A 21,006-nucleotide genomic window follows, 5' to 3' on the forward strand; every position below is an offset into this window, starting at 1 on the left:
CTCTCAAAATCCAAGAAAATCCTTAATTTCGCACTTCCAATAAAGAGCACAAAATAATGAGCGCAAAATTTGCTGAATATAAAGGACTTGACTTACCAAAAGTTGCAGACGAAATCTTACAATCTTGGGAAGAAAATAACATTTTCGAAAAGAGTATCACTTCACGTGAAGGAAACGAACCATTTGTGTTTTTTGAAGGGCCACCTTCGGCAAACGGTTTGCCAGGAGTTCATCATGTTTTAGCGCGTGCTATAAAAGATATTTTTCCGCGCTATAAAACCATGAAAGGTTTTCAAGTTAAGCGTAAAGCTGGTTGGGATACGCATGGTTTACCGGTAGAATTAGGCGTAGAAAAAGAATTGGGAATTACCAAAGAAGATATTGGAACCAAAATTACTGTTGAAGAATACAACGAATCGTGTAAAAAAGCAGTAATGCGTTATACGGATATTTGGAATGACATGACCAAAAAGGTTGGTTATTGGGTAGATATGGAAGATCCATATATAACCTATAAATCAAAATACATGGAATCTGTTTGGTGGTTGTTAAAGCAAATTTACAGCAAAAAATTGATGTACAAAGGCTATACAATTCAGCCGTATTCTCCAAAAGCAGGAACAGGATTAAGTTCTCACGAATTAAATCAACCCGGAACCTATCAAGATGTTACAGATACAACAGTTGTAGCGCAATTTAAAACGATAAAAAACACATTGCCAGGATTTTTACAAGTGGATGGCGATGTACACTTTTTAGCTTGGACAACAACTCCTTGGACCTTGCCGAGTAATACAGCTTTAACAGTTGGATCAAAGATTGATTATGTGTTAGTTGATACTTTTAATCAATATACATTTGAGCCAACAAAAGTTGTGTTGGCAAAAAATTTAGTAGGAAAACAATTTAGCGGAAAATTTAAAGCTGCTGAAAGTGTTGAAGAGTTAAACAATTATAAAGAAGGTGATAAGAAAATTCCATATTTAGTTTTAAACGAATTCAAAGGAAAAGATTTAGTCGGAATTAAATACGAGCAACTATTAAAATATGCGTTGCCATACGAAAATCCAGAAAACGCTTTTAGAGTAATTTCAGGAGATTTTGTGACTACAGAAGACGGAACAGGAATTGTACATACAGCACCAACTTTTGGAGCAGATGATGCATTGGTTGCAAAACAAGCAACTCCAGAAATTCCGCCTTTATTAGTTTTAGACGATAACGAGAATCCGGTTCCGTTAGTAGATTTACAAGGAAAATTTAGACCAGAATTGAGTGAGTTTGCTGGTAAATATGTAAAAAACGAATATTACAATGATGGCGAAGCTCCAGAGAAATCTGTTGATGTAGAATTGGCTATCAAATTAAAAACAGAAAACAAAGCCTTTAAGGTTGAAAAATATGTGCACAGTTATCCAAATTGTTGGAGAACAGACAAACCTATTTTATATTATCCGTTAGATTCTTGGTTTATCAAGGTAACAGATGTAAAAGAAAGAATGCACGAATTGAACGAAACAATTAACTGGAAACCAGAAGCAACTGGAACCGGTCGTTTTGGAAATTGGTTAAAAAATGCCAATGATTGGAACTTATCTCGATCTCGTTTTTGGGGAATTCCTTTGCCAATTTGGAGAACAGAAGATGGTAAAGAAGAAATTATTATCGGTTCTGTTGAGGAATTGAAATCAGAAATGAAACGTGCTGTTGATGCAGGTGTGATGTCTGAGGATATTTTTGCCGAGTTTGAAGTTGGAAATATGTCTGAAGAAAATTATGATAAAATCGATTTACATAAAAATGTAGTTGATAAAATCACCTTAGTTTCTACTTCAGGAAAACCAATGAAACGCGAAAGTGATTTAATTGATGTTTGGTTCGATTCAGGTTCTATGCCGTATGCACAATGGCATTATCCGTTTGAAAACAAAGAATTAATAGACAATAAAGAGTTTTATCCAGCAGATTTTATTGCAGAAGGCGTAGATCAAACAAGAGGTTGGTTTTACACATTACATGCAATCGGAACGATGGTTTTTGATTCTGTTGCGTATAAAAATGTAGTTTCTAACGGTTTAGTTTTGGATAAAAACGGACAAAAAATGTCTAAACGTTTAGGAAATGCAACAGATCCTTTTAAAACTTTAGAAACTTACGGAGCAGACGCAACGCGTTGGTATATGATTAGCAATGCAAATCCGTGGGATAATTTAAAATTTGATTTAGAAGGAATTGCAGAGGTGCGTCGTAAGTTCTTCGGAACATTATACAACACGTATTCGTTTTTTACTTTGTATGCAAATATTGATAATTTCACGTATTCAGAAGCAGATGTTCCGTTAAACGAACGACCAGAAATAGATCGTTGGATATTATCAGAATTACATTCACTTACAAAAAGAGTAGATGTATTTTATGCAGAGTACGAACCAACAAAAGCAACCAGAGCAATTTCTGATTTTGTGCAAGAATACCTAAGTAATTGGTATGTAAGATTGTGTAGAAGACGTTTTTGGAAAGGCGAATACGAACAAGATAAAATTTCTGCATATCAAACTTTGTACACGTGTATGTTAACTGTCGCAAAATTAAGTGCGCCAGTTGCTCCATTTTTTATGGACAGATTGTACACAGATTTAATATATACAACCAAAAAAGAGAATTTTGAATCGGTACATTTAGCAGAATTTCCAACTTTTGATGCATCATTTATTGACGCTTCTTTAGAACGAAAAATGGAAAATGCACAAACCATTTCATCTTTAGTGTTGTCATTAAGAGCAAAAGAAAAGATTAAAGTGCGTCAGCCATTGCAAAAAATTATGATTCCGGTGTTAGATGCACAACAAAAGAAGGAGATTTTAGCAGTTTCTGATTTGATAAAACACGAAGTAAACGTAAAGGAAATAGAGTTGTTAGATGATGCTTCAGGTATTTTGGTGAAGCAAATTAAACCAAATTTTAAAACATTGGGGCCAAAGTTTGGACGCGATATGAAATTGATTTCTAATGCAATTCAAAACTTTAGTCAAGAAGATATTATCAACATCGAAAAAGATGGAGAACTTTCTATAAAAATTGACGAAAAATTGATACATTTGGAAATCTCAGATGTAGAAATTTCATCTAAAGATATAGAAGGTTGGTTAGTTGCAAATGCACACGGATTAACTGTTGCTTTAGACGTTACAATTTCTGAGGATTTACGCAAAGAAGGAATTGCCAGAGAATTGGTAAATAGAATTCAGAATTTACGTAAAGATTCTGGTTTTGAAGTTACAGATAAGATACAACTTACAGTATTGAATTATCAAAATTTACAAGAATCGGTATTAGAAAATAAAGCGTATATTATGAGTGAAACATTAACTCAAGAAATGGTTTTTGTGGATTCATTAAACGATGGTATAGAAATTGAATTCGACAACATCAAAAGTAGAATATTAATTAATAAAATGTAAGAGTTATGTCAGACAAGATCGTTAGATATTCGGATGAAGACTTACAAGAGTTTAAACAAATTATTAACAAGAAGATTGCTAGAGCTAAAGAAGATTTAGCTTTGTTAGAAAGTTCATATAAAAATAATGCAGATAACGGAACAGATGATACTTCTCCGTCGTTTAAATCTTTTGATGAAGGCTCAGACACTATGTCTAAAGAAGCAAATGTACAGTTAGCAATTCGACAAGAAAAATTTATTAGAGACTTAAGTAATGCGTTACAACGTATAGAAAATAAAACATACGGAGTTTGTAGAGTAACTGGTAAATTAATTCAGAAAGAACGCTTAAAGTTGGTTCCGCATGCTACACTTAGCATAGAAGCTAAAAGAAAACAATAACAAAAAAAGCTTCCAATTTTGGAAGCTTTTTTTAAGTATAATTTTTTATCCATGTCCAAAAAGAACATTGCAATTATTACTGTTTTTGTAGCATTACTTATAGATCAAGTAAGTAAAATTTATATAAAAACAAATTTCGAAATTCAAGAAAGTGTTCGTGTTTTCGATTGGTTTAGAATTCATTTCACCGAAAATAATGGTATGGCTTGGGGTTTTGAATTTGGAGGAAAAGCTGGTAAATTATTCTTAACATTATTTAGAGTAGTAGCTGTAATCGGAATTATTTATTGGTTAAGAAATACCATTAAAAGAAATGCCCCAACTGTAGTTGTTTTAGCAATTGCTTTAGTGCTTTCGGGTGCATTTGGTAATATTATAGATTCTGTTTTTTATGGAGTAATATTTGATGCTCCGGCACATGGTGTTGCAACTCTTTTTGCAGAAAACCCATACGGAGAATTATTCCACGGAAGAGTAGTTGATATGTTATATTTTCCTATTTACGTTGGTGAAAATTTCACATTTTTTAATGCAATTTTTAACGGTGCAGATTCTTTTATTACAATTGGTGTAATCTTATTATTTATTTTTAACAAGCAAGCTTTTCCACCAGAAAAAGAGAAAGAAGAAAAAACTAAACCAGCTACTAAATAATAGAATCATCTTTTTATTTTCATAAAACGAACTGCTTTTATACGCTATAAAAAACGTATTTTCGTAGTATGTCTAATGCTTTAGAAATTCAAATAAAATCGTTGCCAAACTCTCCTGGTGTGTATCAATATTTTGATATAAATGATGTTATTATTTATGTTGGTAAAGCAAAAAATCTAAAAAAAAGAGTAGCTTCTTATTTTACTAAAAATCACGAAAATGGTAAAACCAGAGTTTTAGTAAAGAAAATTGTAAGCATAAAACACATTGTTGTAGATACAGAAACAGATGCGTTGTTATTAGAAAACAACCTGATAAAAAAGTATCAACCAAAATACAATGTGATGCTAAAAGATGATAAAACTTATCCCTGGATTTGCATTAAAAAAGAACGTTTTCCAAGAATTTTTTTAACTCGAAATGTTGTTAAAGATGGTTCAGAATATTTTGGTCCATATACATCTGTTAGAACAGCAAAAGCACTATTAGATTTAATAAAAGAGCTCTATACTTTAAGAACTTGCAAGTACGATTTAAGTAAAGAAAAAGTTGCAGCAAAAAAATATAAAGTTTGTTTAGAATATCATTTAGGAAACTGTAAAGCGCCTTGTGAAAACTTACAAACAGAAGAAAATTATCAATTAGATATTTCTGCAATTAGAAATATAATCAAAGGAAATTTTAAAGAATCTTTAGAAAAATTTTCTGAATTGATGCAAGATTTTGCCGCTAAAATGGAGTTTGAAGAAGCGCAAAAAATAAAAGTAAAACTAGAGCAATTATCTAATTATCAAGCAAAATCTACTGTTGTAAATCCGTCTATTAATAATGTAGATGTGTTTTCTGTTATTTCTGATGAAAGCTTTGGATATGTTAACTTTTTTAAAATTGCAAACGGCTCAATTATTCAATCTCATACATCAGAAATCAAGAAAAAATTAGACGAAACAGACAAAACATTATTAGAATTATCAATCGTAGAAATTCGTCAACGATTTAATTCGCAATCCAAAGAAATTTACGTTCCGTTTGCTGTTGATGTTGGTGATGATATAAAAGTAACGATTCCGAAAACTGGTGATAAAAAACGTATTGTAGAATTATCAATTAGAAATGCACGCTATTTTAGACAAGACAGATTTAAGCAATTAAAAATTGTTGATCCAGACAGACATGCAAATAGAATTATGTCTCAAATGAAAACAGATTTACGCTTAAAAGAAGAGCCAAGACATATTGAATGTTTCGATAATTCTAATATACAAGGAACGCATCCAGTTGCTGCTTGTGTTGTTTTTAGAAATGGAAAACCAAGTAAAAAAGAATATAGACATTACAATATAAAAACCGTTGTTGGACCAGATGATTTTGCGTCGATGGAAGAAGTGGTTTTTAGACGCTATAAAAGATTGTTAGCAGAGAACGAATCGTTACCTCAGCTGATAATTATTGACGGAGGAAAAGGGCAATTGTCATCAGCTTTAAAAAGTTTAGATATTTTAGGATTAAGAGGTAAAATTGCCATAATTGGTATTGCAAAAAGATTAGAAGAAATTTATTATCCAGGAGATGCTGTACCGTTGTATTTAGATAAAAAATCGGAGAGTTTAAAAATAATTCAGTTCTTAAGAAACGAAGCACATCGATTTGGAATTACGCTTCACAGAAATAAAAGAAGTAAAAGTGCAATTCAATCAGAATTAGAACAAATTCCAAGTGTCGGAAAGCAAACAATTACAACTTTATTGCGTAAATTTAAATCGGCAAAAAGAGTAAAAAGTGCAACTTTAGATGAGTTAGAATTAGAAGTTGGGCGCTCAAGAGCAAAAATTGTATTCGAATACTTTAATAATAAATCAGAATGAAAAAGTTGTTTTTTATATTTTTAATGACATCTATGGTTGTTTTTTCGCAAAAAAAGCAACCAAAAATAGGTTTGGTTTTAAGTGGTGGTGGCGCTAAAGGGTTTGCACATGTTGGTGTTTTAAAAGAGATAGAAAAAGCTGGAATTCAAATAGATTATATTGGCGGAACAAGTATGGGCGCAATTGTTGGTGGCTTGTACGCTGCGGGTTACAGCGCAAGTCAAATTGAAAAAATTGTAATTGACACCAACTTTTATAGTTTAATTAGAGACCGAAATACAAGATATGCAACACCTTTTTTTGAAAAAGAACACGGAGAAAAATATTCGCTTGTTTTACCAATAAATAAAGGCAGAATTGGATTGCCTCAAGGAGTTTCTAAAGGTCAAAATATATTAAGTTTTTTAACACAGTTATTATCTCCAGTAGATTCTATTTCAGATTTTTCTAAATTACCAATTCCGTTTTTTTGTATTGCTACAGATGTTGAAACCGGAAACCAAGTAAAAATAACAAGTGGTTCTTTGCCTTTGGCATTAAGAGCAAGTGGCTCGTTTCCTACATTATTAGACCCGATAGAAATTGATAATAAATTATTAATTGATGGTGGTGTTGCAAACAATTTTCCGATTGATGAAATGAGAAAAACAGGTGTCGATATTATTATTGGTGTTGATGTACAATCTAAATTATTTAACAAAGAAAATATTAAATCTGCATTAGATGTTTTAAATCAGATTTCTAGTTATCAGATGTATAAAAGAAATCCTGCTCAGATTGCTAATACAGATGTATATATTCATCCAGATATTTTTGAATATAGCGTTGTTTCTTTTGATAAATCAAAGGAAATTTTAGCAAAAGGAACTAAAATTGCCAAAGAATTTACAAAAACGTTTGATAGCATTGCAAAGCTTCAAACAAATAAAAGAAAACCAATTGATTTAGTTAATACAGACTCTAAATTTATTGTTTCAAAAATAGAAATAAACGGGAATAAAAACCACACTAGAGCTTATGTTTTAGGAAAATTAAAACTCCAAGACGGTGATGAAATTAACTATAAAGATTTAGCAACTAAGGTTAGTTATTTGTCTGCAACCAATAATTTTAAGATGATTGATTTTAACGTTAAAAATAGTTCTGACGGTAAAATTGTCCAAATAAATATTAAAGAAAATAAACTAAATGCTAATTTAAGGTTGGGTGTGCATTACGATTTTGTGTATAAATCTGGCGTTTTAATCAACTTAAATAAAAAGAATATTTTATCTAAAAACGACGCCATTTCTTTAGATTTAGTTATTGGAGATAAACCAAGATTTGATTTGCAATATTTTGTAGACAACGGGTTTTATTATAGTTACGGATTTAGCTCTAGGTATAACAGTTTTCAAACCAATGTTAAAGCGAATGTTTCGGGAATTAATTTAATGAATTTACAATATAGAGATTTTACAAATAGAGCTTATATTCAAACAACTTTTGATAGAAAGTTTGCAATAGCTTTAGGTTTAGAACATCAAAAATTGTTATCACAAACAGAAACAATTTCAACAACAACAAATGTTCCTTTTGTTTTTGATGACAGCGATTATTTAAACCTTTATTCATATTTAAAATTAGACACCTATGACGATGAAAATTATCCAAAAAAAGGAGTTTTTTTAGACGCTAGATTTAAGTGGTATATGACTTCTTCTGATTACAATAAAGATTTTATACAGTTTTCTCAAGTAAGAGGAAAAATAGGTTTTGCAAAAACGTTTAAAAACAATCTTATATTCTTATTTGAATCTGAAGCAGGGTTTACACTTGGAAAAGTAAACTCAAAAACATTCGATTTTTTATTAGGTGGCTATAATCAAAACTTTATCAATAATTTTATTCCTTTTTATGGATATGATATCAACGCATTATCAGAACAATCGTTTTTAAAATCTACATTTAACTTAAGATATGGCGTTACAGAAAAGCAATTTATTCATTTTTTAGCAAACTATGCCAGAGTTGAAAGTAGTGTTTTAAATAACGGAAACTTATTTAATGACACAAAATCTGGTTACGCTTTAGGATATAGTATTAATTCAATTATTGGTCCAATCGACTTAAAATATTCTTGGTCTCCAGATACAAAAAAATATTACTGGTATTTTAATTTAGGCTTTTGGTTCTAGAAAATTAGAACTAAAAAAAACCGCATCGTTTTATAACGATGCGGTTTTTTATTTTGATAAAAGTAATGCCTTACTTGCTTTTTTTATAAAATTTATATTGCAAGTATTGGTAAGCATCTCTAGGTAATATATCAATCCACTTTTTGTATTTAATAAACCATTTAAATCGGATAGAAGAAACACCTTGTGTAAGGTACGCGGCTACAAACGGATGCGCATTAAGCGTAATCTTTTTGTAGTTTTTTCCGCTAGATATAATTCTTTCTAACTCAATTTCAATTTTATCAATTAAAACAATTGGAGCTTCCACTTCTCCGTTTGTATTCGGGTTTGGTTCTCTTGTTTTAATCTCTAATTCTGGTCTTACTCTTTGACGAGTTATTTGCACTAAACCAAATTTACTTGGTGGTAAAATTTTATGTTTTGTTCTATCATAAGACATTTCATCTTTCATATATTGATAGAGTTTTTGTCTATTTTCTGCACTTTGCATATCAATAAAATCAACCACAATAATTCCACCCATATCACGTAACTGTAATTGTCTTGCAATTTCTTTTGCAGCAATCATGTTTACTTCTAAAGCAGTATCTTCTTGAGAATTTGCTTTATTAGATCTGTTTCCGCTATTTACATCTATAACGTGCAATGCTTCGGTATGTTCAATTACCAAATATGCACCTTTACTCATAGATACTGTTTTACCAAAAGAAGTTTTTATTTGACGTTCTATGCCATACTTCTCAAATATTGGAGTTTTTGATTTGTGTAGGTTTACAATGTTTACCTTTTCAGGATAAATTTCTTGTAAATAATCTTTAATTTCTACAACTAAAGTCTCGTCATTTGTAACAATGTTTGTAAAAGAATCATTCATTACATCTCTTAATATAGAAGATGCTCTGTTTAACTCGCTCAATATTTTTGTTGGTGTGTTTGTGTTAGCAATGCTTTTACACATTCCTTTCCAACGGTCTAAAGAGTTTTGTAAATCCCTGTCTAATTCTGCTACTTTTTTATCTTGTGCAACAGTTCTTAGAATTACACCAAAACCTTTTGGTTTTATGCTTTGGGCTAATCTTTTTAAACGTTCTTTTTCTTTTGGATCTGCAATTTTTTGCGATACAGAAACTCTATTAGAAAAAGGAACTAAAACTAAAAATCTACCAGCTATAGAAAGCTCAGAACTAATTCGTGGTCCTTTGGTAGAAATTGGTTCTTTTACAATTTGTACTAATGTGTTTTGTCCTGTTTTAAGGACGTCGTTAATGCTTCCGTCTTTGTGTATATCTTTCTCAAAGCCGAAATTTTTTAAAGTGTATTCTTTATAATTACCTGTGCTTACTTTCTTAAGGAATTTTGATAAAGAGTTAACTTGTGCACCTAAATCATGATAATGTAAAAAGCCATCTTTTGGATAACCAACATTTACAAAAGCAGCATTTAAGCCCGATAAAACTTTTCCTATTTTGGCAATAAAAATATCGCCTACAGAAAACTTGTTATCGTTTGTCTCTTTATTTAATTCTATAAGTTTACCATCTCTTAGTAAGGCAAAATCAATATCAGATGAACTTGAACGAATAATTAATTCTGTTTTCATTCTGAATTTGGTTTTATACTACACTTAATTGTGTAGATGGATTAAAATAATGTTACAGGGTTTTGCCTGTATGAAGTGTTTAAACTTCTTGTCAATGAACGTTATTAAGCTTTTAAAGCAAATAAAGAAAAAGTAAGCGATGCTTACTTTTTCTTATGTCTGTTTGCTCTTGCTCTTTTCTTACGTTTGTGTGTAGAGATTTTTGCTCTCTTTCTTTTTTTACCACTTGGCATAATTAGATTGTTTTTTATAAACCTAATAAAAGGTTTAGATTAATATTTTTATTATTTTACTAATACATTCTTTTTTACTCCTTCAGTAAATGTTTTTGCTGGCTTAAAAGCCGGAATGTTGTGTGCAGGAATTTTAATAGTTGTGTTTTTAGAAATATTTCTTCCTGTTTTTTCAGCTCTAGTTTTAACTATAAAACTTCCAAAACCTCTTAAATATACATTATCTCCTTGCTCTAATGCGCCTTTAACCTCTGTCATAAATGCTTCAACTGTTGCTAAAACATCTGCCTTTTCAATTCCAGATTTATCCGAAATTTTTGATACGATATCTGCTTTCGTCATGTTAATATATTTGTATGTTTGTTTTTAATTTTAAGCCTGCAAATATATGATAATTAATCTATTCCAAAAACTTAATCTATTAAAAATATATGTGTAATAACATTTTTTATTCTGTTTTAAATAGATTTATTTTTTAGTTTGATGTTATTGTAATTTTTAAAAAATAAAAGCCTTGTTTAAAACAAGGCTAATTTCAATAAAAATATTAAGATTTAATTATTCAATTTTTTCATATTTATAATCACATCCTTCAGAACAACGAATGTGTTGAGGAGTTAAAATAATACTATTTTCTTCCTTTTTGACTTTGAAAATTTGACTTTCCATTTTATTATTACAAAAATAATTTAGAGTCAGTAAATCATTAACAAACGTATATGAATTTTCTTTGCAGTTAGTTTGGGATGATACTATTTTAGTGTCTGTAAAGGTTTCATTTTCTAAAAACTCATATGCTTTTCCATCACTGACTTTTGTCCAGGATGGTGTGGATACGCCATCTCCAACTAATGTTTCAGTAAGCTTCCATTTGCCAAGAAAATCATTGTTAAAATTATCTTCACTTTTTGCGCAACTAAATGCAACAATAACAAACAATACAATTGATAATTTTTTCATAATTTTTATTTTCCATATTTATGAAATAATAGCACTAATAAAGATAATTAATTTTTTTAATAATAGTAAAATTTATATCCATTAAATTTATGTGAATATTATGATGTAATTTTGCCGCAGCAATTAATAAAATGAAGTTTTCTAACCAATTAATTTACTGGTATTTACAAAATGATAGAGATTTGCCTTGGCGAAAAATCAAAAATCCATATTTTATTTGGCTATCAGAAATAATGCTACAACAAACCCGAGTTAACCAAGGTTTGTCTTATTATAATACTTTTACAAGAGAGTTTCCTACGGTTTTTGATTTGGCAAATGCAAGCGAATCTAAAGTTTTAAAGCTTTGGCAAGGTTTAGGATATTATTCTAGAGCTAGAAACTTACATTATTCAGCAAAATATATTGCGAACGAATTAAATGGCGAATTTCCATCAACCTACGAAGAAATAAAAAAACTAAAAGGTGTTGGAGATTATACAGCTTCTGCAATTTCGTCCATTTGTTTTGATGAGCCACAAGCTGTTGTAGATGGAAATGTATACAGAGTTTTGGCTCGATATTTTGGTATTAAAACACCAATTAATTCATCCGCAGGAATTAAAGAATTTAAAGAATTAGCACAAACATTAATCGATTCAAAACAACCAGGAACGCACAACCAAGCAATTATGGATTTTGGCGCGTTGCATTGTAAACCTCAAAATCCGCTCTGCGAAACGTGTCCGTTAAATGATAGTTGTGTTGCTTTAGAAACCAAAACAATTAAAGAATTGCCGCTTAAGGAGAAGAAAATAAAAGTCAGAAAAAGATATTTTAATTATTTGGTTTTTATTTCGGATAATCATAAAACTATGTTATCAGAAAGAAAAGGAAAAGGAATTTGGCAAGGCTTGTATCAGTTTCCTTTAATTGAATCAGAAAAAAGCATTTTAAAAGAAGAATTGAGTTTAAAACTTAAAACAAAAGAAGCGTCTATAGAAGATATTGTTTTGTTTAATGAAAAAGAAATAGTTCACAAACTTTCGCATCAACATTTATACACTAAGTTTTGGATTGTTAAGAAAGATAAACTACATGATAATCAGGTAGATTGGAAAACAATAGAAAAATATCCTGTACCAATTTTAATTGCTAATTTTTTAGAAAACTTCAATCCTTCAAACGGATATTTTTAGTACATTTGACTATAAATTAGTTTGTTAGTTCGCGTAATTTTTTGAATTGACAAAAGAAGAAAAAACAGTAAAGAAATGGCAGGAACATTAAATAAAGTAATGCTTATTGGGTATTTAGGTGACGAAGTTAAAATGCATTATTTTGAAGGCGGAAACTCTATTGGACGTTTTCCTGTTGCAACAAACGAAACTTATACAAATAAGCAAACTGGCGAAAAAGTGACCAATACAGATTGGCATAATATTGTTGTTAGAAATAAATTGGCAGAAATTTGCGAAAAATATTTATCTAAAGGAGATAAAATTTATTGCGAAGGAAGACTTAAAAACCGTCAATGGGAACAAGATGGTCAAAAAAGATACTCAACAGAAGTTCATGTTACAGAGATGACCTTTTTAACCACCAAAAAAGAAACGGTAAAGCAAGAAGCTCCAGCAGAGAAAAAGCCAGAAGCAAATACTCAAATTGAAGAAAACGACGATTTACCATTTTAAAAAACTAAACCTTTAAAACTTGGATCCAGAACCCGCAAGTATATTTTTATTTTTAGCATTAAAACTCGATTTTATCATCGCAATTAATAGTGTTGTGCTACTCTTTTTACTGCTTTGTTCTGCATTAATTTCTGGATCAGAAATTGCATTTTTTTCACTTTCACAAACACAATTAGACGATCAAACAGAAAAAACGAAAGGAAATAGTTTGGTTGTAAAATTGCTAGAACGACCAAAAAAATTACTCGCAACAATTTTAATTACCAATAACTTTATTAATATTCTTATTGTATTATTATTTGCTGGTTTAAGCGAAATAATTTTAGGAGATAAAAATTTTTCTGTCAATTGGGGAATTATTTCTATTTCTAGTTACATTGTAAAATTTACCATAGAAGTAGTCTTAGTTACTTTCTTAATCTTATTATTTGGCGAAGTGTTGCCAAAAGTGTACGCCTCTAGAAACTCATTAAAGTTTTCTAATATTATGGCAAAACCAGTACATGTTTTAAGCACAATATTATCTATTTTTAGTTTGCCATTAATTCGATTAACTGGCATTGTAGAAAAGCGTTTAGGCGGTAAAAACTCTGACTTTTCTGTAGAAAAATTATCACAGGCATTAGAGCTTACATCAGACGAAACAACTACAAAAGAAGAAAAGAAAATTTTACAAGGAATTGTAACTTTTGGTAATACAGAAACGGTTCAAATAATGAAACCTAGAATAGATATTTTTGCTATTTCTGATGAAGAAGAATATAGTGATATTTTAGATAAAATAGTAAAAAGAGGGTATTCTAGAAATCCTGTTTATCATGAATCCATAGACAATATTATTGGTGTTTTATATGCCAAAGATTTATTAGCGCATTTAAACAAAACTAATTTTAAATGGCAAGATTTAATACGTGTTCCTTTTTTTGTTCCAGAAAATAAAAAGTTGGATGATTTATTAAGTGAGTTTCAGGATAAAAAAAATCATTTAGCAATTGTTGTAGATGAATATGGTGGAACAAGCGGAATTGTAACCTTAGAAGATGTTATTGAAGAAATAGTTGGAGACATAAATGATGAATTTGACGACGAAGATTTAGCATATTCTAAATTAGACGCTAACAATTATGTGTTTGATGGAAAAACAACTATTAAAGATTTTTGTAAAGTAGTTGATATTGATGATGAATCTATTTTTGAAGAAGAAAAAGGCGAATCTGAAACCTTAGCAGGATTTATTTTAGAAATCTCAGGTAAATTTCCAAGAAAAGGTGAGAAAATAAACTTCCATAATTTTTCGTTTACTGTTGAAGCGCTTGATAAAAGACGAATTAAACAAATTAAAGTAACCAGATTACATGCGTAATTTTTATATCCTTTTTTTAATAGTAGTTTTTTTTTCTTCTTGTAAAGAAGATGTTTTACCAAAACCAAAAGCTTATTTAAGTTTACAATATCCAACAGCAACATATAAAAAAGTTGTGGTTGCAAAACCATATAGTTTTGAGGTTTCTTCTAGTGCAGAAATACTTGAACAACCAAATTTTTGGCGAAAAATAAAGTATCCGAAGTTAAAAGCAACTATAAATATTACGTACAGGCCAATTAAAAATAACTTAAGAGAGTTGTTAACAGAAGCAGAGAAATTGGTATATGAACATGCAGTAAAAGCAGAAGAAATTATTACAAAGAATTTTGAAAATTTTGACACAAGAGTTTTTGGAAGTATGCAAGAAATTTCTGGAAATGCAGCTTCTCAAATTCAATTTCATGTAACAGATAGTACAGATAATTTTATAAAAGGCACATTGTATTTTTACACAAAACCAAATTACGATTCTATTTTACCTGCTGTAAATTATATTAAAAATGACATTATGCATATAATAGAAACGTTAGAGTGGGAGAAGTAAATGAAAGTTTTATGAAAAAAATTATAGTAATTATTTCTGTTTTTTTATGCTTTTCTGTAGTTGCCCAAAAAGACAAAAGATTTAAACCCGGAGTAGAAATTATTCAGGTTGAAAAGAAATCAAATTACCAAGTTCCAAAATCTATATTGATAGAATTTACTGGACATACACATTCAATTACTTATTATAAGGATTTAGCTAAAAAGTTGCAAAAAAGATTTAAAAGGAAGTCAATAAAAGTTGATTTCAATTATAGTTTAAGTGCAGAAAATCCGTTTGAATCTGATTTGAAAAAAATTCCTAAAAGAAAGCTTAAAAAAGAAGGCTTTGAATCTACTTTGCAAATTACTATTTTACCTTCAAAAACGCCAAAAGATTGGTTGAATTATAAAGATATAAATTATCGTAAAACTCAATATATTCTTGTAGTTAAGTTAGATGATAAATTAACAAAAGAGATTATAAAAATAACTTTAAATACTCATGCTTATTATACAATACTTACTCAAAATAAAAAAGTAAGTAATACAATTGTAAAAATACTAACAGAAAAGAATTAAGCTTTACTTACTTTTCTACTTCATCAAAATTTTTAACTTGTTTAGAGCTTTTTACTGAGTATAAATCTCCGCCTGCAATTCCGCTTATAAAAGCATTAATATCTTTTTCAGAAATTGTATTAGCATCGTATTCTACCAAACCTAAGCTGTCTTTAAAAATTACTTTTGCAGAAGTTATTCCTGCTTTTTTAGACAATTTAGATTGTATAATTTTTGCGCAACCAATTTCGCAAGTCATACCAGAAATATCAATTGCTACTTTTTGTAATTTTGGAGTTTTTGCAATGGTAACTTCAGGTGTTTTTTTTGTTTCTGTTTTACAAGCAGAAAGTGTAAAAACGACAATCAATACTGCGAAAATAATTCGTTGAAATTTCATAATAAATATAGGTTATCTAATAATATTACAAATTTATCAATTAATTGTTTCATATCACTAGAATTAAACGATTTTTGTGAAACATAAAAGGTTGATACATGGATTCTAAGAATCAAAAATGGATTTATTTAAGTATTCTGGCATTAGTTTGGGGAAGTTCTTTTATACTAATGAAAAAGGCTTTAATTGGATTAACGCCAATTCAATTAGGTGCATTAAGAATTTTAATTGCAGGTGTTTTTTTATTGTTGATAGGTTTTAAAAGCCTCAAAGAAATCCAAAGAAAACATTGGAAATATATTGTTTTTACCGCCATTTTAGGAACCTTTATTCCTGTATTTTTATTTGCGTATGCGGTTAGCGGATTAGACAGTTCTATTGCTTCTATTTTAAATTCTTTAACGCCTTTTAATACACTTATTTTTGGTGCTTTTGCTTTTGGGTTTACCTTTAAAAAACAACAATTAATCGGAATTTTTATCGGTTTGATTGGAACTGTAATCCTTATTTTAAAAGGCGCAGATTTAAATCCAAATCAAAATTATTGGTTTTCTATTTTAATAATAATTGCTTCAATTGGTTATGCGTTTAACGTAAATATTGTAAAAAAATATTTGCATGATATTAGTGCATTAAGTATTGTTTCAGGTAATTTTTTACTATTGATTATTCCGTCGTTTTTGGTTTTATTAACAACTGATTTCTTTGCTACTTTTGAAATGAATGAAACTAACATTAGCTCTTTAGGATACACCACTGTTTTGGCCATTGTTGGAACTGGATTAGCAAAGGTTTTATATAATAAAATGGTGCACTTAGCAACACCAATTTTTGCATCTTCGGTAACTTATTTAATTCCGATTGTTGCCGTTTTTTGGGGAATTTTAGATGGAGAAAAATTAAGTTTCATCCAATTACTTGCAGCTTCGGTTATTTTATTTGGCGTGTATTTGGTAAATAAGAAGAAATAAAAAAATCCATAGCCGAAACTATGGATTCTTAAAATGACATTTTTTAATTTTTATTTAAAATCAGCATCAGTAATTCCTTCATTGATTTTAATTTCAACAACTACAAAATCTAATTTCATAGGTCCCATAGACATAGAGGTTTTATGCGGAAATTTAATTCCGTTTACTTCTTTGTAATCAGAAAATAATGTTGGTGTTTTTGTCTCTTTTCCGTTTACTTCATTGGTAACAACTTCTTTAAGTTTTAAACCTGTTTCAACATCATAAAACACTTCTGTTTTGCCAGAAATAATTACATATGCGTTTACTCCGTCTAGATTTGCAATTCTATCTAGTTTTCCGTTTTTATAAGCTTCATCTTTAAAAAGAGTGTTTGTTTTTGCTTCAGCAATTTGCTCAGCATTTAACTCTATTCTTCTTCCTTGTTGTTCTGCGTATCCTTTTTCTCCATCAAAAACTTGTTTAGAAAATGTCTGACCCATTCCAGAAACAATTGCAGAAACTTTATTTGGCGCTGCCATTTTTGTGGTTAAATTAATTGCCATTCCTTGCACAGTTGCATTAGAACTTGTTAGAATTGTTTTTACTGTTTTTGTTCTATCAAAACCACCGATAGCTGTAAAATATTTATCAACTACGTTTGCTGCAGTCATTCCTACAGGAATTGGCATATCCATTTTTGGTTTTGTAGTTGGGTTGGCATTTTTATCAAAATAATTAATTTGATAATTTAACTTTTCTAAGTTTTTTAAAACATCAACACCTTTACCCGTTACAACAATTCTTGCTTTATTTCCTTTAAAATATTTATAAGCTGCATTTTGCACATCTTCTACGGTTACAGCATTTAAGTTTTTTAAATAATTTGTATAAAAATCTTTGTTTAAACCTAAACGTTCAATGTTTAATGCATAGCCAGCAATTGTAAAAGGACTTTCTAGTGCTCTAACAAAACTACCCGTATAACTAGCTTTTGCAGTTTCTAATTCTTCTTCGGTTACGGGTTGAAATCTAATGGTATTTATTTCTCTCATCATTTCTACAACTGTACTATCTGTAACCATATTTCTTACAGAAGCAGAAGTTCTAAATCTTGAAACATATTTGCTTGTACCAATTGCAGAACCTGCACCATACGTATAGCCTTTATCTTCTCTAATGTTATTGTTTAAACGAGAACTAGCACCACCACCAATTATATAATTTGCTAATAACGCACTAAAATAATCTTTGTCTTTTAATGTTAGTTTTATGGTGTTTATTACTGATACTTCTGATTGAACAGCGTTAGGCATATCAATAAAATTGATTTGAGAATACTCTAAGTTTTTAACCTCTGGAAGAGTAGTTACAGGGATTTCTCCTTTTTGCCAAACACTAAATAATTTTGTTACTTCTTTTTTTATTGATTTAAAATCTACATCACCAATAATAACTAAATATGCATTATTTGGTTTGTAATAAGTAGCGTATAAATCTTTTACATCTTGTAGTGTAATGTTGTTTAAAGTTTCTTCTGTTGTAAATTCTCCAAAAGGATGATCTTTACCATAACTTAAAGCAGTTTGAACTCTTCTTGCGACTCCTGCTACATTTTTTTCAGAATTTTTAATTCCAGTTAAATTTTGCTTTACTAATTTGTCAAATTCTTCTTGTGAAAACACTGGATTAAAAGCAGCATCAGTCATTAATTCTAAAACTCTTGGAAAATATTTAGTTAAAGAACTTGCGCTACCACCCTCACTATTAAATGAAATATTTGCCCCTAAATAATCTACTTCTTTGTCAAATTCACTTTTTTTAATTGTAGTGCTTCCAGTTCCTAAAAGTCCGCCCATTAAACCATCAACTCCTTTTTTATTTCCAAATAATTTTGGAGGATTGTCAATTAATAATGTTGCAGATACTCTAGGCAATTTATGGTTTTCTACAACCATAACTTTTAACCCGTTATCAAGTATAAACGTACTTGGGGTTCCTAGATTAATTGTTGGTGCTGGTCCTGGTTTTGGTTGTTTTGTTCTGTCTATTTGGGCTGTTGCTGTATGTGATAATAAGAAAACAGCTAGTAAAGAAAATATATATTTTTTCATGATAAGTTTTTTTCTGAGTTAGTTTTTCTTTTGAGATTCTGGTAAATATTCTATAACAACTCGCTTGTTTTTATCTAAGTATTTTTTAGCAACTCTTCTAACATCTTCTTTAGTAATTGAGTTAATAATACCTAATTCTTTATTGATGTAATTTGTGTCGCCAACTAACATATAATTTCTAGCTAGTGTGCTTGCAATTCCTTCAATGCTCGAATTTGCATTTACAAAACTATTTTCGAAAATATTTCTTACTTTTTGTAGATCTTCATCAGAAATTAACTCGGTTTGTAGTTTTAAAATTTCTTCGTCCATACTTTTTTGAAGTGTATTTAAAGAAGTTTTACCAACAGGAATAGCAAGAATGCTATAAACACTATAATCTTCTAAAGGTCTTGCAAATGAGGCTACCTGCAGCGCTTCTTTATTAGTGTCAACCATTTTTTTATACAATCTTGAACTTTTTCCACCACTAAGAATTGTAGAAATTACGTCCAATACTTTTGCGTCTCTTTCGCTCATAGACGGAGTTTTATGAGCAAGAATTAAAGCAGGTAATTGAATGTTAGAATCGTATTCCTTAACTCGTTTTTCAGTTGTTCTTTCTTCTTCAACAATCTTTTCTCTAACGGGTTTTGTTCTCTTAGGAATTGGTTCAAAATATGCTTTAATTAATTCTTTTGTTTCTGATGTTTTAAAATCACCAGCAACAACTAAAACAGCATTATTTGGCATGTACCATTTTTTGTAAAAATCTTTAAAATCTTCTAGTTTGGCAGCATCTAAATCTTTTATGTAGCCAATCATTGGTCTACCATAGTTGTGTTTATCAAAAATATGATTGTAAATATCTCCATAAATAAATTTTCCATACGGAGCATTATCCATTCTTGTTCTTTTTTCTTCTTTTATAACTTCGTTTTGAGTATCAACGCCTTTTTGATCAATTACTGGGTGTAATAATCTTTCAGATTCTAACCATAAACCAAGTTTTAAATTGTTTGAAGGAAAGGTTTCAAAATAGTAGGTTCTATCCCAATCTGTATTTGCATTGTTTATTCCACCATTTGCAGCAACAATTTTAAAAAACTCACCTTTTCCAATATTTTTTGTTCCTTCAAATAGTAAATGTTCAAAGAAATGAGCCATTCCTGTTTTTCCGTTTTCTTCATCTTTTGCTCCAACATGATACATTACTCCAATTGTTACAACAGGCGCTGTATTATCTTGATGTAAAATTACATGCATACCATTTTTTAAGGTATACTCTTCAAATTCAACTTTTTGAGCTTTAATTGTTGTCAAGGTAAACAAGAACAAAGCTAAAGTTAAGATACTTTTTTTCATTGAGTTATTTTTAATAGATTAATATGTTATTGATATTTGACGCAGAAAAGCTAGCTGTGTTACACTATAAGCAATTTTATTTTATGCGTTGTAAAGATCAAAAATAAGCATAAAAATCTATGTGTACACGTCTTGTGATATTATAAATAAAAATGTATATTTGCACCCGCATTTTCACTAAGAAGATGTTTAATTTAAGTATAAATACGCAAAACTAATAGTATGTACGCAATCGTAGAGATAGCAGGGCAGCAATTTAAAGTAGCAAAAGACCAAAAAGTTTACGTTCATCGTTTACAAGGAGAAGAAGGATCAAAAGTTTCTTTTGATAATGTTCTTTTAGTAGAAGATAAAGGAAATGTAACTATTGGCGCCCCAGCTATAGAAGGAGCCACAGTAACGGCAAAAATCTTAGGTCACCTAAAAGGTGATAAAGTAATCGTTTTCAAAAAGAAAAGAAGAAAAGGTTACAAAAAGAAAAATGGACACCGTCAGTATTTAAGCGAGATTCAAATTGAATCTATCGCTGCATCTGGTGCTAAAAAAACAGCTAAAAAAGAAGCTGCTCCTAAAAAGGAAGCTGCTCCTAAAAAAGCTGAGGTAAAAGAATCAGCAGCAACTGTTGATTATAGTTCAATGACAGTAGCAGAATTAAAAGCAGCAGCTAAAGAGGCAGGAATTAAAGGATATACTTCTTTAAAGAAAGCTGAATTAATTGAAGCTTTAACTAAATAAATAAC

At 29.8% G+C, this 21,006-nt stretch carries 18 protein-coding genes; 12 read left to right on the top strand and 6 right to left on the bottom strand.

The window, feature by feature from the left end; genetic code table 11:
- Window positions 1-56: 56 nt before the first annotated feature.
- The 5 genes from ileS to ABDX67_RS02420 all read left to right on the top strand — a co-directional run bounded on the left by ileS (window position 57) and on the right by ABDX67_RS02420 (window position 8,540).
- A complete protein-coding gene (gene ileS / locus ABDX67_RS02400) occupies window positions 57-3,461 on the top strand; it encodes an isoleucine--tRNA ligase (protein WP_347173283.1) in 3,405 nt (1,134 codons plus the stop codon).
- A 5-nt stretch (window positions 3,462-3,466) separates the two neighbouring features.
- Window positions 3,467-3,844 carry a TraR/DksA family transcriptional regulator gene (locus ABDX67_RS02405; protein WP_347173285.1) on the top strand — a complete coding sequence of 126 codons (378 nt, stop codon included), beginning with the start codon at window positions 3,467-3,469 and terminating at the stop codon, window positions 3,842-3,844.
- 51 nt (window positions 3,845-3,895) lie between these two features.
- Window positions 3,896-4,498 carry a lipoprotein signal peptidase gene (locus ABDX67_RS02410; RefSeq protein ID WP_347173286.1) on the top strand — a complete coding sequence of 201 codons (603 nt, stop codon included), beginning with the start codon at window positions 3,896-3,898 and terminating at the stop codon, window positions 4,496-4,498.
- Window positions 4,499-4,566: 68 nt separating this feature from the next.
- Complete coding sequence (gene uvrC, locus ABDX67_RS02415; protein ID WP_347173287.1) at window positions 4,567-6,363, top strand: excinuclease ABC subunit UvrC; 1,797 nt, start codon at window positions 4,567-4,569, stop codon at window positions 6,361-6,363.
- Window positions 6,360-8,540 carry a patatin-like phospholipase family protein gene (locus tag ABDX67_RS02420; protein ID WP_347173288.1) on the top strand — a complete coding sequence of 727 codons (2,181 nt, stop codon included), beginning with the start codon at window positions 6,360-6,362 and terminating at the stop codon, window positions 8,538-8,540. The genes uvrC and ABDX67_RS02420 overlap by 4 nt, the downstream gene beginning before the upstream one ends.
- A gap of 70 nt (window positions 8,541-8,610) precedes the next feature.
- On the opposite strand, the gene ABDX67_RS02425 is transcribed toward ABDX67_RS02420, so the two are convergent.
- The 3 genes from ABDX67_RS02425 to ABDX67_RS02435 form a co-directional block, all read right to left on the bottom strand.
- Window positions 8,611-10,143 (bottom strand): Rne/Rng family ribonuclease, encoded by a 1,533-nt coding sequence (locus ABDX67_RS02425; RefSeq protein ID WP_347173289.1) that lies wholly within the window; start codon window positions 10,141-10,143, stop codon window positions 8,611-8,613.
- Between the two features lie 284 nt (window positions 10,144-10,427).
- Window positions 10,428-10,718: an HU family DNA-binding protein gene (locus tag ABDX67_RS02430; RefSeq protein ID WP_347173290.1), complete on the bottom strand. Its 291-nt coding sequence runs from the start codon at window positions 10,716-10,718 to the stop codon at window positions 10,428-10,430.
- A 216-nt stretch (window positions 10,719-10,934) separates the two neighbouring features.
- Window positions 10,935-11,336 carry a hypothetical protein gene (locus ABDX67_RS02435; protein ID WP_347173292.1) on the bottom strand — a complete coding sequence of 134 codons (402 nt, stop codon included), beginning with the start codon at window positions 11,334-11,336 and terminating at the stop codon, window positions 10,935-10,937.
- A 131-nt stretch (window positions 11,337-11,467) separates the two neighbouring features.
- Between ABDX67_RS02435 and mutY the strand changes: the two genes are divergently transcribed.
- The 5 genes from mutY (at window position 11,468) to ABDX67_RS02460 (ending at window position 15,479) form a co-directional block, all read left to right on the top strand.
- Window positions 11,468-12,514 carry an A/G-specific adenine glycosylase gene (mutY, locus tag ABDX67_RS02440; RefSeq protein ID WP_347173294.1) on the top strand — a complete coding sequence of 349 codons (1,047 nt, stop codon included), beginning with the start codon at window positions 11,468-11,470 and terminating at the stop codon, window positions 12,512-12,514.
- Window positions 12,515-12,589: 75 nt separating this feature from the next.
- Entirely contained in the window at window positions 12,590-13,009 is a 420-nt protein-coding gene (locus ABDX67_RS02445; RefSeq protein WP_347173296.1) for a single-stranded DNA-binding protein, read from the top strand.
- A gap of 19 nt (window positions 13,010-13,028) precedes the next feature.
- Window positions 13,029-14,372, top strand: coding sequence for a gliding motility-associated protein GldE (locus ABDX67_RS02450; protein WP_347173297.1), 1,344 nt, complete (start codon window positions 13,029-13,031; stop codon window positions 14,370-14,372).
- Window positions 14,365-14,919, top strand: a complete 555-nt coding sequence (gene gldD, locus ABDX67_RS02455) for a gliding motility lipoprotein GldD (RefSeq protein ID WP_347173299.1) — start codon at window positions 14,365-14,367, stop codon at window positions 14,917-14,919. Before ABDX67_RS02450 ends, gldD begins: the two co-directional genes overlap by 8 nt.
- Before the next feature lie 11 nt (window positions 14,920-14,930).
- The gene (locus tag ABDX67_RS02460) at window positions 14,931-15,479 is read left to right on the top strand and encodes a hypothetical protein (RefSeq protein WP_347173301.1); all 549 of its coding nucleotides are present in this window, start codon (window positions 14,931-14,933) and stop codon (window positions 15,477-15,479) included.
- 7 nt (window positions 15,480-15,486) lie between these two features.
- On the opposite strand, the gene ABDX67_RS02465 is transcribed toward ABDX67_RS02460, so the two are convergent.
- Entirely contained in the window at window positions 15,487-15,858 is a 372-nt protein-coding gene (locus tag ABDX67_RS02465) for a heavy-metal-associated domain-containing protein (protein ID WP_347173303.1), read from the bottom strand.
- 98 nt (window positions 15,859-15,956) lie between these two features.
- Between ABDX67_RS02465 and ABDX67_RS02470 the strand changes: the two genes are divergently transcribed.
- Window positions 15,957-16,829 carry a DMT family transporter gene (locus tag ABDX67_RS02470; protein WP_347173305.1) on the top strand — a complete coding sequence of 291 codons (873 nt, stop codon included), beginning with the start codon at window positions 15,957-15,959 and terminating at the stop codon, window positions 16,827-16,829.
- A 50-nt stretch (window positions 16,830-16,879) separates the two neighbouring features.
- Here ABDX67_RS02470 and ABDX67_RS02475 read toward each other — a convergent pair whose 3' ends face one another.
- Entirely contained in the window at window positions 16,880-18,922 is a 2,043-nt protein-coding gene (locus tag ABDX67_RS02475; protein WP_347173307.1) for an insulinase family protein, read from the bottom strand.
- Window positions 18,923-18,940: 18 nt separating this feature from the next.
- Entirely contained in the window at window positions 18,941-20,266 is a 1,326-nt protein-coding gene (locus ABDX67_RS02480) for a M16 family metallopeptidase (protein ID WP_347173309.1), read from the bottom strand.
- Between the two features lie 222 nt (window positions 20,267-20,488).
- On the opposite strand from ABDX67_RS02480, the gene rplU reads away from it, so the two are divergent.
- Window positions 20,489-21,001: a 50S ribosomal protein L21 gene (gene rplU / locus ABDX67_RS02485; protein ID WP_347173311.1), complete on the top strand. Its 513-nt coding sequence runs from the start codon at window positions 20,489-20,491 to the stop codon at window positions 20,999-21,001.
- The last annotated feature ends 5 nt before the right edge of the window (window positions 21,002-21,006 follow it).

The organism is Polaribacter uvawellassae (genome assembly GCF_039748955.1).
Taxonomy (GTDB): domain Bacteria; phylum Bacteroidota; class Bacteroidia; order Flavobacteriales; family Flavobacteriaceae; genus Polaribacter; species Polaribacter uvawellassae.